We start from the raw sequence: 11,388 nt of genomic DNA on the forward strand, positions 1-11,388 counted from the left end.
ACCGACCTCAACGCCCAGCTTGATAGCCGCCTGATCTACATCGAATGGTGCTTCGTTAGACCAGCTACGACGAAGCTTTTCAATCAGAAATGTTCTGAGTTTTTCAATGTTCTCTTTCCCGAGACCTGACTTTGCGGCCGCCAACATGAACAGATAGGCCCGAACTTCCTGTAACCCTAACTTTGGAACACGAAGCGGAATTTGTATTAACTTGTCGAGATAGTCGGTAATGTGTTGACTATCTGGATCTTTGAAGTGCTTCGCAACGGCTAGGCGAATCATGTCTTCGTCTGCCGCGACTATGAAAGCCGTATTTGGCATGAACAGAAAGAGCCGCATTGCTTCAAGCGTTGCTATCGCGTTCGAGGGGAGGCATCGATCGAGGTTGTCAACAAACACAACCAGGCGTCGATCGAGGGCTCCCAGAAGTTCACCGAGCTCCTTGCGAAAGGCGACTATTTCCTCTGGAGCATTGCGCTTTTCTGCCGGCTTTAGAAGACCAGATACTCTTTGTCCGGCTTCTCTCGCCGCATCTTTCACTGTGACCACATCAGACTCGGTTGCGGTCCCTCCCCAGACATTCTCTGCCGCACTCGCCGCCTTGGTGAACATCCCTAGTGTCGGTACACCCGCCAGCAGTGCACCTATGTCGACGGCCATCCCTAAGAGCTTGAGTTTGTTCACACGGCGGTAGAGCTGTGCAGCCTTCTCCTTCACGGTATCGGGCGAAGCCTCATAGATGGACTTCGCAATTACCGTCATCAATGTAGACTTTGCTTCTTCAAAGTCTTGATACAGCCACGCATCGAAGAAGACGATGAGGTTTCGATCTTCAGCTTCGAGTTGCGCGCCGATCAGCCTAAGAATGCTCGACTTTCCGACACCCCAAGTACCATAGATGCCAACTGAAATTGGCAACATCGAATCGTCTGTGACCATCTCAGATACCATTTCTGACACTTCAGAATAGTTCAGATAGTCCACATCGCTTTCACTGTCCGACCACATGGCTCCACCGCCTCGCGTCTTTCAAATTGTGGCAGTTCTTCAAAGTCGTTTCACTAATATCACGCAGAGGCTAGCAGCGCCTCGTTGCGAAAGGCGTTGTGAGCCTACCTCTGAAGCCCAAGATGCCACCGATTTTTGAGCCCCAATGAGCCGAAAATGTACGCCTTTCCGCGTGTCTAGGTGAGCAGCTCCCGATCCTCCTCCCCCGACCCGCCCCATGCCCATTCCTCACGCTCCCCTAGCGGTCTCGCGTCGGCTGGTTCGCATGATCGCCCTCCTGGCCGCGACCTCCATCAGCCTGGCCGGATGCGGAGGGGGAGGCAGTGACGGCACCACCACGCCCCCACCTCCGCCACCGCCGGATGTCACCGTGGCCAGCGTCGCGGTCTCCCTGGCCAGTGGCTCCATGGCGGTGGGTGCCACCTCGCAGGCCACCGCAGTCGCCCGCAATGCGGCCGGCACCGAACTCACGGGCAAGTCCATCGCCTGGACCTCTTCGGCGTCCACCGTGGCCACGGTCTCCGCAGCGGGCCTGGTCACCGCTGTGGCCGAGGGGACGGCCACCATCACCGCCACCAGTGAAGGACGCACTGGCAGCGCCACACTCACCGTGACGCCGGCGCAAGTCGCCTCCATCACCGTCACGCTCGCGCAGTCGTCGCTGGTGGTGAGTCGCACCGCGCAGGCCACCGCCGTCATGCGCGATGCAGCGAACAACACCCTGGCCGGCCGCACGGCCACCTGGTCGTCCTCGGCCACCAGCATCGCCACTGTGAACGCGGCCGGGTTGGTGACGGCCGTAGCGCCCGGCACGGCCACCATCACCGCCGCCAGTGAAGGACGCACGGGCACGGCCGCACTCACCGTGACTGCCCCGGCCATCGCATCCATCACCTTTCCGGCCGACAGCATCGGCGTGCCGCTACGTGCACGCGCACAACTCACGCCGGTGGTGCGCGATGAACTGGGCGCGGTGGTCACCGGTCGCACCATCACCTATCAGTCGAGCGCGGCCACACTCGTCTCCGTCTCGGCCTCCGGTGAAGTGCGCTCGCTGCTGCCAGGCAGTGCCACCATCACCGCCACGGTGGAAGGCCGAAGTGGCACGGTGAAGGTGGGCGGCTCACTCGCTGACCTGTCGGCCATGGTCGACTCCATGCGTCAGGCGCGCGGCATGCCGGCGATGGGCGGCGCCATTGTGCACCGCGACGGATTGATCGGCCTGGGTGTGGGTGGCACACGACGGGCGACTGGTGGTGCAGCCGTCACGGTGAATGACAAGTGGCATCTGGGTTCCAACACCAAGGCGCTCACCGGTATTCTCGCCGGCATGGCGGTGGACGCGGGTGTGCTCACATGGAATCGCACTGTGGCGCAGGCGTTTCCCGAGCTGAGTGGCAGCATGTTGCCGGTGTACGGCCCCGTGCCGCTCTCGGAACTGCTTTCGCACACGAGTGGCGTGATCAACTCGGTGTCGGCACTGGTGGGCGCGAGCACCACCAATCTGCCCGCCGCGCGCATGACATGGACCGATCACGCGCTGCGTCAGCAGCCCAACAACGCACGCGGCACGTACTACTACAGCAACACCGCGTTCGGCATGGCCGGGGCGATGATCGAGCGCGCGTGGTCGAGCACGTACGAAGCGCTCATGCAACAGCGTCTGTTCACGCCGCTTGGTCTCGTGGGCGCGGGTTGGGGTCCCACCGCACCCGCCGGCGCCAACGATCAGCCGCAGGGACACCGCCTGCAGGGCAGCTCGTGGGTGGCGTGCGAAGGGTGCGACAATCTTCCCGGGCTGTCGGCAGCGGGCACGGTACACATGCCCCTGCGGGCATGGGCGCGCATCATGCAGGAGCTGCTGCTGGCCGACCAGGGGCGCAGCACACTGCTCACGCAGACCACCGCGCGATACCTCACCACCAATGCCGTGCCGGCAGGCGGTGGCGGCGCCTACGGCATGGGATGGACGGTATTCGGCGATGCGCAGCGCTCTGTGTCGCATGACGGCAGCAACACCACCAACCATTCACGCGCTGTGTTGAATCTTGAAGGAGGTGTTGGCTTCCTGATCACCATCAACGCTGCCGACCTCGATGGCGGTACCACTGGCGCCGCAATGGCCGCGATGCGGCAGCGGATGGAGAGCTACTGGGCGAATGGGCGGTAACTGACCTTTGGCTGGGACCGGCCTGCTACGGCGCTTGTGGGGGCGACGTGGCGGGCCGGTGGGTGGCTCGAATGGCCGGATGCGGTGAGCGGTGTTTACTTCGGTGTTGTACGCTCCTGTGACCTGTCGACGCCCGTTCACCGCAGGCATGCGCGTGGAGATTGGCACATGACTCTGACGCTGGTATTGCCGACACAATTGATGGTGCGCTGGCTGGCACTGCTTGTCGGGTGCCTCATTGCCGTGCCCGTCGCAGTAGCGGCGCAGAGCCAGGCGCCTACTCAGACCCGGCGCCCTGCGGCGGTGGTGCAGATCTCCGTCATCGACTCCGCTCTGCGACCTGTGGAGTCTGCCGAGGTGCTGGTACGGCAGGGGCTGCGCACCTTGGGTGCGACGCGAGTCAATGCCGCCGGTGCGGCGACCCTCTCCATCGTGGACGACTCGTCCATGTTCGAGGTCGTCGCGCGACACCTGGGCTTCAGCCCAGCGCGCCGATTTGTGCGCCTGGCATTTGGTGACACCGTCTCGCTGATTCTGATGCTCGCGCAGGCACCGCAACAACTCGCCACCGTGCGTGTTACCGAACGGCAGTCACTCCGGCAACGGGCGTATCACCTCGATGGAGAAACCATCGCATCGAGCCCACTTCTCATCCGCAGCGCACTGGACGTGATGTGGAGGTTGCGCCCGTACATGATCACCAGTCTCGGTGGTCGTGACGCGTGCGGCGCGGTGAGAGAGGTGTGGGTGAACGGCACACGCGTGCGGCAAGACTTCATGCCGGACCAGAGGCAGGTTGGGAGAAAGGTGATGGGCTACAACGTGGCACCGACGGTACTCACCATCCTCGAGTCCATCAAACCGGAACACATCGCCGAGATGTCGTACATCGACTGCTTTGGCGGTACGGTGCGAAAGATCGGCAGTGAGAACGCAGTCTACATCGTGCTCAAGCCGGAGATCGAGTATCTCTGGCCGTATGGTACCTTTCACGTGAGCGACGCCGCGCTCGCAGACCGGAAGTAGTCTGTCGTCCCGGAATGCCCGGTGTTTCCTACCGGGCATTCCGGTCGCGCATCAGGCGCTGACCGTCTCGCCAGCCAGCAGTGCCTCGAGCTTGTCGAACGACCCCGTCCAGCCCTGCGTCATGCCGGCGCGTTCGGCGATGAAGGCCGCCATCTCTTCCGACGTGGCAACGCCGAGCACTTCACTGCGCACCTGCACCCGCGTCTGCCCTGCGTCTTCTTCGGTGAACGTCACGGTGGTGACCATCTGCTCGGGCCACGTGGGCGCGCCCGGCTGGCGCGTGATGTTCTCGTGTTCATCGGCGAAGTACTGCGAATACACGATGCGATGGGGGCGCTGCACGTCGAGATACTCGAACCGGCCGTACATGGTGAAGTCGCCGCTCGACATCGACCAGAACGCATCGCCACCCGTACGGATGTCCACACGACGGAAAGTCATCGTCATGCCCGTGGGCGGCAGCCACTTCGCGAAGTGCTCCGGCTTGGTCCACATGTCGAACATCGTGTCGATGGGCGCATCGAAGCTGCGATTGATCACGAACAGTTCGCGGCCCTGATTGTCCTTCTCCAGATACTCGGCCAGACGGTCCCACGTAGAGTTGCCACCAGCGGCCTTGATGAACTGGCGGGTCTGCTGCGCGGCTTCGGCCGTGGCGAGGGTCATGCACATGTCGAACTGCGTCTTGCCGCCCAGGTCGCGGAATTCCGCGACGACATGAAACAGCGGCTTCGCATCGGCCGATGACGCGCCGTGATCGTACACCAGGCGTTCACGCGGCACGACTTCGTGGTAGCGCGCGTAGTTCGGCCAGTCTTTGCCATCGGGACCGTGCATGATGTAGTCCCAGTGCCCGCCGGCGCGCAGGTCCTTGGACTTGGTGGTGATGGTGAAGCCTCGCGGCCCCCACCACTGCGCCACCTGGGCGAGGTCGGTCCAGGCATCCCACACCGCTGCGACGGGCGCGTCGTACACGCGGGTGAGGCGAATCTCGTTGGCTGCCGCTGCGGTCATGGTTCGTGGTTCTCGGACGGGGTGGTGGGAGCGTTCTGCGTGACGGGCTTGGTAACGGTCTTGAGGTACTCGCCGAGTCGATCGAGGCTGTCTTCCATGTGAGCGCGGTAGGCCTCCATCCACTCGTTGATGTCCTTGAGCGGTTCCGGATTGAGCCGGCACGGTCGCCACTGGGCATCGCGCCCCTTGGTCACGAGACCGGCCTTTTCGAGCACCTTGAGGTGTTTGGTGACGCCGGGGAGCGTCATCTGCGACAGGAACGGCTCAGCCAGTTCGGTGACACTGGCTTCCCCTTCCCGGAGCCGGGCGAGGATGGCCCGCCGGGTGGGATCGGCCAGCGCGGAGAAGGTTTGGCTGAGCGGGTCTTGCATGTCGTACCGTATGGTTAATTAACTGCTTGGTATATTACATGACAGAAATTGACGCGCAAGGGTTGCTCAAACTTGCACCGGAACAAGTGCTACTATAGTATCACTTTATGCGCACCGAACTGGTGACCACGCTGAAGCGGCAGGCGACTGATCTTTTGGCCGACCTCGAGCGCGACCGGGAGCCCATCCTGATCACGCAACACGGCCTTCCCAGCGCGTATCTCGTCGACGTGGAGTCGTACGAACGCCAGCAGGAGCGCATGGCCATTCTCGAAGGCATCGCTCGTGGTGAGATGGCTCTCGCCGACGGCCGCGTGCTCTCGCAAGACGAGGCGAAGTCGCGGCTCGATCGGTGGCTCAGGTAGTCTGGACCGAACCGGCCGTCGCAGATCTCGATGCGATTGCCGACTATATCGCCATCCAGGACCCGGCCGCGGCGCGTGCGCTCGTCGGCCGGGTCTTTGCGCATGTCGAACAACTGATCGCGCATCCCGAGAGTGGTAGTCGTCCGCAGGAGTTCTCTGGCGAGACTCGATACAGGCAGATCGTCGAGCCGCCGTGCCGCGTGCTCTATCGATATGATGGCGAGCGTGTCGCGATCCTCCACGTCATGCGACAAGAGAGAGAACTGCGAACATCGCAACTGAGACGAGCCGATCTCTCCCGATAGCTGACGTCTCGCTGGGCCGGTTCCAGCGCGCAGTATCCGTGTCGTTTCCGCTCCATCCGTGCAATCCGTGGCAAAGCAGTTCAGCGGAAGCCGCCCAATCACGGGCTCCAGCCGTTCATCTGTTGCCCACGGGCACCGCGTTGTGCTGCAGCCCCGGAATTTCCTGCCCCCCAAAAGGTATCTTGAAGAATGGAAATCGTTCCCTTCTTCGCCGTAGAGAACGGTATAGCCGCCGGGCCCGCCGCCGCCATTCATGTAGGCGGCGGGCGCTACGAGCTGGCCAAGATGGCCGTCGACCCGGCACACCAGGGCGCCGGGCTCGGCTTCCTGCTGGGAGAGGCCGTGGTCGATTGGGTGCGCGCGCAACATGCGCAGTCGCTGTTTCTCGTCACCAACAGCTCACTGCAAGGCGCCATTCGTTTGTATGAACGACTGGGCTTTCAGCACGCCCCCCTGCCGCCCGGCTCCGAGTACGCGCGGGCGGATGTCTATATGGAGCTCGGCGGCCTGTAAGCGATTCTGATCAAGGCCACTGATCAGGGCCGCCTGACGGGTACGTCCACATAGCTGCCCGGCATCAGACGCACGGTCATGGGCACCTTGGCGTCTGACGCACGCTCGGCGCTCACCTCACCACCGGTGCCATGATTCACCTCGTGGCCGGCATCCTTGTTGATGTCGAACACCAGCAGCAAGCGACTGCCCGGCTGCAGCCGACGGCTCGTCATGCGCGACCGTGAGAATGGCAACGTGGTCGGCTGCCCCGGCACGAGCAGACGCCGGTTCACCAAGTCGCGCACATGACTGGCCCGGCCGAGGTAGTACGACAGGTGGAAGACCCGTCCGTCGGGCAGCAGCTCGTACAGCACCACATTGAAATCGAAGTCGCGCACATTGGCGAGCACCTCGAGTGAACCGGACAGCATACCACTCACTTCGGTAGCCGCCGGAACCGGCGCACTCACGAAGGTGAGCGCACCTTCGAACTCCGGCATCGGGCCGAGCACGTTGTTTGGGTAGTAACCCACATGCTGCGTGGTGCGGTCCGCCATGTTGGCGGTGCGAGTGATACCCTGATGTTCGCGCGGCGCCGTGTCGAGCGTGAAATGCGCCCCATCACGCGTGGACGTGGGATAGAGACGCAGCGGCTGTGCAGCGAGCGCCTCCAGCGTGGGCGCATGACGCCAGAGGTTGGCACCCATCACCTGATAGTTGATACGATCCCGCAGCAGCGGCGACCGCGGCTTCGCGTGAAAGATGTGATCGAACCAATCAAAGGTCATTGCGGTGGTGTTGAGCTGCGCGACAGAATCGAGCGCATAGCCGCGATACTCCATGGGCTTTCGGGCCGCGCCGGCGCTGCCGTGGTCGTACGGGCCGATCACCAGATAGTGCGCAGCATCAGGGCGGTTGCGCAGATGTTCACGCACATACTGCACCGCAGAGATCTGCCCATCGTCGAAGTAGCCGGTGATGGACAGCATGGGGATATCGATCTTCGCAAAGTCGGGACCGTACGGCACCATGCGCTGCCAGTAGCTGTCGAACGTGGGATGCGTCAGCCACCGCTGCAGCGTGGGGTTGGGCGTGCCATCCACCTTGTCGATCTCGCGAAATGGCCGGCCGCTTTCGTACCACCGCTCGGCGAGCGCATTCCACCGATTGCGATCGAAGTACGTGTCGTTGTCGAGCGTGCGGTTGTTGCTCACGTAGAACGGCCAGGCATAGTTGGCCGTGAGAAACACATTGTTCTCCATCGGCAACCCCTGCCCCGGCATGGCCGCGGCAGCAGTGACGATGGTGCGCAGCGCCGGATGTTTGCGCTTGGTGGCAGTCCAAGCCGCGAAACCGTCGTAGCTCGAGCCGTACATGCCCACGCGCCCATCGCTCCACGGTTGCGCGGCAATCCAGTCGAGCACTGCGTGGGTGTCGTTGGCTTCCACCTCGTAGGGGCGAATGGTGTCGCGGCTGAGGCGCTTGCCGCGTGCATCGGCCACCACACTGATGTAACCATACGATGCCGCACGAATGGCCCCGCCGAGTTGCTGTGGCGTGTCGACGTAGATCGTGAAGTTGAGCACCGTCGGCGATTTTGCCGTGGCGCGACGCGGACGCACCACGATGGCCGACAGTGTGGCCCCGCGTGCAGGAATGAGCACTGCCGTGTCGATGATGTAGCGCCGAGTGTTCTGCGCCGCGAGCAAGGCAGGCAAGTGGCTTCCGACCCCCTGCATGGTGCGCTGCACGACATGACTGCGTACCAGCGCCGTGGCATCGGCCGCCGGCAGTGAATCCGTTCGGGCGACCGCGCGGCTCACGGCGTTGGTGAGATTGCGCTCGAACACAAAAGGCGGCGTCTCGAGATACCAGCCCACTTCGAAGGCGTCGCGATTCTGCACTCCACTCATCGCCCGCCCAAAGGCGTCACGGAATGCAGCTGGTGCCATGCCGACTTCGGCCCGGGCTCTCAGCAGCGACAATGCCGGATTGTCCGCGGGGCTCGGCGCATCATCCCGCGACGTGAGCGCCACCAATGTTCTGAATGCCTGCGCGGAATCGTTCACCGCCAGTTGCAGATAGGCGCGGTCGATCTCCTGACGCAGCGTGCGCGAGGCCGCAGGGGTGGAGTCTGATCGCGTCAGCAACACCCCAGCGAGCCGGCGAACCTCTGTGTCGAGCACTGCGGCATCGTTTTGCGCCGCCTGCGCAAGCCGCAACGGTTGTGCCTGCAGGCCGCGGGCAGCCACAGTGACTAGCGCCACAACGGCAACACGGGAAACTGACCTCACAATACGTCGCGCAATTTTCGGCAGGTGGCTCAAAACAAGCATCTCCAAAGGCGGGGGAGCACGGTGTGCGTGCACCTGAACCTACGCCCTGACTCTCCCCCGTGTTTCCACCTACCACTCACAGCCTACAACATAGAACCCACCCGCCGACAACCCATCAATCAATCGCAGCGCCCGTCATCACCGCGCAGAATCCGCTCGACGAATAATCATTGCCCCTGCAATACAGGCCGCCGCGCCAACGACAGACAGCAGCGCAACGCTCTCCCCCAGCACCACCACACCAAGCATCAGCGCCACAGGTGCCGTGATGAAAATCGACGCCGACGCCTTCGCCGCTCCAAGCTTGCCGGCAGCCATCGTGCCGAGCACGTAGGCGATGCCCGTGCCAAACACGCCGAGCGTGAGCAGCGACAATACCGGTGCCAGCGTCCAGTGTCCGTCCAGTACTTCTGGAATGCCAAGCGGCGCCGTGAGCACTGCCGCGAGCCCGAGCGCACGCAGCAGCACCGGCAGCGCACCGTATTCCATCTGCAATGGCCGAGCGACGTTGATGGAGATCGCATACAACGTCACGGCCGCGAGCACGAGCAACACCCCGTCTGCGCTTGCCCCACCGCCCTGCAAGTTGGGCAGCGCCACCAGCACCACCCCGGTCATACCCACCGCGAGTCCGGTGAGAATCGTGCGTGATGGCAAGCGCTGTGCGATGATCGCCGCCACCGCCGTCGCAAACAACGGCACCGCGCCATTCAGCATGCCGGCCATCGCCGACGAGATGCGCTGCTCGGCGTACGGAAACAGCGTGAGCGGAACCGCCATCCACAACACCGCGAGGACGGCAATGCGCGGCCACGCGGCGCGGTCGATGGACTTTCGCGCCGCTGGAAATGCGAGCAGTGCGAGGAAACCGGCGAGGATGCGGAAGAAGGCCACGCCATGCGGTCCCACCGCATGCAGTCCCTGCGCGATGAACAGGAAGGAGGCGCCCCAAATGGCGCCCGGCACCACGATCAGCCCAAAATCACCCGTCACAGCCGCCTTCCAGCTGGGTATGGCCTTCGGGACTTCGTACGACGCGGTCACATGTGTCATGGAGCGGAATCTCAGCACCTCCATACATTAGCACAAGTGAAATGATCTTGACACATTCGTTAAGTTATTCTGCATGATAAACCTCGAACGCCTGCGCAGCCTGCACGCGGTGGGCGCCTATGGCTCCCTGCACGCGGCGGCCGATGCGCTCAACGTGACCGCATCGGCCATCTCGCAGCAGATCGCCAAACTCGAGCGCGAAGTGGGCGAGCCACTGCTCGAAAAGCGCGGCCGCGGTGTGGCGCTCACCGATGCAGGGCAATTGCTCACGGCGCACGCAGAACGGGCGTTTTCGGTGCTGCGCGAAGCGGAAGCCGAATTGGATGCGCGGCGTGCGGTGGTGTCGGGTGAACTGCGCGTGGGCGCATTTGCCACGGCCATTCGTGGACTGGCACCGGCCGCATTGCGCAGGCTCTCTGCCGAGCATCCGCAGTTGCAGGTGCGGCTGCAGGAGATGGAGCCGGTGGAAGCGATTGCGCTGCTGGAGCGCGGCGACATCGACATGGCTATCGCGCAGGATTGGTTCAACCGTCCGCTGGGCGTGCCCGAAGGGCTCATGCGCGCGCCGGTGTACGACGACGTGGCCGATATCGCGCTGCCGGCCGATCACCCACTCGCAAACAGCAGCAGTGTGGCGCTGAGTGAGCTCGCCGGTGAAGCGTGGATCTCGTGGCGAGAGGGATCGATCTGCCACGACTGGCTGATGTTCACGCTGCGTGGCGTGGGGCGTGAACCGCGGGTGATGCATTCGGCACTGGAGTATGCCACCCAACTGTCGCTGGTGAGCGCGGGACTGGGCGCGGCGGTGCTGCCGCGATTGGGACGTGGCGCGGTGCCCGAAGGGGTGTGCGTGGTGCCCGTGACACCGGCACTCACGCGGCATGTGTATGCGCTGTGGCGATCGGATGCGGCGCGGCGTTCGGCCATCCTGGCGGCGGTGGCGGCGTTCAGCGCGAAGGCGTAGCAGGGTTCGTCGCGCGCAACACCTGACCACTCGCGGCAAACACCGTGATGCGCGCGGCCTCATTGGGCAGATACAGAGTGACCGCCTGGCGTCGGTTCGCTTCCACCCGATCGAGCACGGTGGCAGTGCCAGGCTCACCCGCCCGGTGCGCCACCACAAAACAGTGTTGTGTGGCGCATTCCGGCACGGCGATGGGAGTTGGCGTGCGCCGACCGCCCATCGCCATGTACGACGGGCGGCCATCCACCACCGCAGACGGTCCGCGCACCACAACCAGGTCC

The 11,388-nt window shown here is 63.4% G+C and carries 12 protein-coding genes; 6 read left to right on the top strand and 6 right to left on the bottom strand.

The features are described from left to right. The coding region (locus tag VGE27_RS14140; RefSeq protein ID WP_331050311.1) for a KAP family P-loop NTPase fold protein at window positions 1–1,008 on the bottom strand (1,008 nt) is incomplete at its 3' end. A 265-nt stretch (window positions 1,009–1,273) separates the two neighbouring features. Between VGE27_RS14140 and VGE27_RS14145 the strand changes: the two genes are divergently transcribed. Together VGE27_RS14145 and VGE27_RS14150 are read left to right on the top strand one after the other, a co-directional pair. Next, window positions 1,274–3,178 carry a serine hydrolase gene (locus VGE27_RS14145; RefSeq protein ID WP_331050312.1) on the top strand — a complete coding sequence of 635 codons (1,905 nt, stop codon included), beginning with the start codon at window positions 1,274–1,276 and terminating at the stop codon, window positions 3,176–3,178. 168 nt (window positions 3,179–3,346) lie between these two features. Further along, the gene (locus VGE27_RS14150) at window positions 3,347–4,204 is read left to right on the top strand and encodes a hypothetical protein (RefSeq protein ID WP_331050313.1); all 858 of its coding nucleotides are present in this window, start codon (window positions 3,347–3,349) and stop codon (window positions 4,202–4,204) included. Between the two features lie 51 nt (window positions 4,205–4,255). Here VGE27_RS14150 and VGE27_RS14155 read toward each other — a convergent pair whose 3' ends face one another. Then, window positions 4,256–5,218, bottom strand: a complete 963-nt coding sequence (locus VGE27_RS14155) for an SRPBCC family protein (RefSeq protein WP_331050314.1) — start codon at window positions 5,216–5,218, stop codon at window positions 4,256–4,258. After that, the gene (locus VGE27_RS14160; protein ID WP_331050315.1) at window positions 5,215–5,589 is read right to left on the bottom strand and encodes a metalloregulator ArsR/SmtB family transcription factor; all 375 of its coding nucleotides are present in this window, start codon (window positions 5,587–5,589) and stop codon (window positions 5,215–5,217) included. The genes VGE27_RS14155 and VGE27_RS14160 overlap by 4 nt, the downstream gene beginning before the upstream one ends. Before the next feature lie 107 nt (window positions 5,590–5,696). On the opposite strand from VGE27_RS14160, the gene VGE27_RS14165 reads away from it, so the two are divergent. From VGE27_RS14165 to VGE27_RS14175, 3 genes are all read left to right on the top strand, one after another. Continuing rightward, window positions 5,697–5,954, top strand: a complete 258-nt coding sequence (locus VGE27_RS14165; RefSeq protein WP_331050316.1) for a type II toxin-antitoxin system prevent-host-death family antitoxin — start codon at window positions 5,697–5,699, stop codon at window positions 5,952–5,954. Next, window positions 5,942–6,259, top strand: coding sequence for a type II toxin-antitoxin system RelE/ParE family toxin (locus VGE27_RS14170; RefSeq protein WP_331050317.1), 318 nt, complete (start codon window positions 5,942–5,944; stop codon window positions 6,257–6,259). Before VGE27_RS14165 ends, VGE27_RS14170 begins: the two co-directional genes overlap by 13 nt. 189 nt (window positions 6,260–6,448) lie before the next feature. Further along, on the top strand, window positions 6,449–6,772 hold the full coding sequence (locus tag VGE27_RS14175; RefSeq protein WP_331050318.1) for a GNAT family N-acetyltransferase: 324 nt from the start codon (window positions 6,449–6,451) through the stop codon (window positions 6,770–6,772). A gap of 23 nt (window positions 6,773–6,795) precedes the next feature. On the opposite strand, the gene VGE27_RS14180 is transcribed toward VGE27_RS14175, so the two are convergent. Both VGE27_RS14180 and VGE27_RS14185 read right to left on the bottom strand, forming a co-directional pair. Next, complete coding sequence (locus VGE27_RS14180) at window positions 6,796–9,021, bottom strand: CocE/NonD family hydrolase (RefSeq protein ID WP_331050319.1); 2,226 nt, start codon at window positions 9,019–9,021, stop codon at window positions 6,796–6,798. Window positions 9,022–9,228: 207 nt separating this feature from the next. Beyond that, window positions 9,229–10,143, bottom strand: coding sequence for a DMT family transporter (locus tag VGE27_RS14185; RefSeq protein ID WP_331050320.1), 915 nt, complete (start codon window positions 10,141–10,143; stop codon window positions 9,229–9,231). Window positions 10,144–10,216: 73 nt separating this feature from the next. On the opposite strand from VGE27_RS14185, the gene VGE27_RS14190 reads away from it, so the two are divergent. Next, entirely contained in the window at window positions 10,217–11,107 is an 891-nt protein-coding gene (locus VGE27_RS14190; RefSeq protein WP_331050321.1) for a LysR substrate-binding domain-containing protein, read from the top strand. On the opposite strand, the gene VGE27_RS14195 is transcribed toward VGE27_RS14190, so the two are convergent. Beyond that, the coding region (locus VGE27_RS14195; RefSeq protein ID WP_331050322.1) for a hypothetical protein at window positions 11,091–11,388 on the bottom strand (298 nt) is incomplete at its 5' end. The genes VGE27_RS14190 and VGE27_RS14195 overlap by 17 nt on opposite strands.

The sequence above is a fragment of the Gemmatimonas sp. genome (assembly GCF_036405635.1).
In the GTDB taxonomy this organism is placed as follows: Bacteria; Gemmatimonadota; Gemmatimonadetes; order Gemmatimonadales; family Gemmatimonadaceae; genus Gemmatimonas.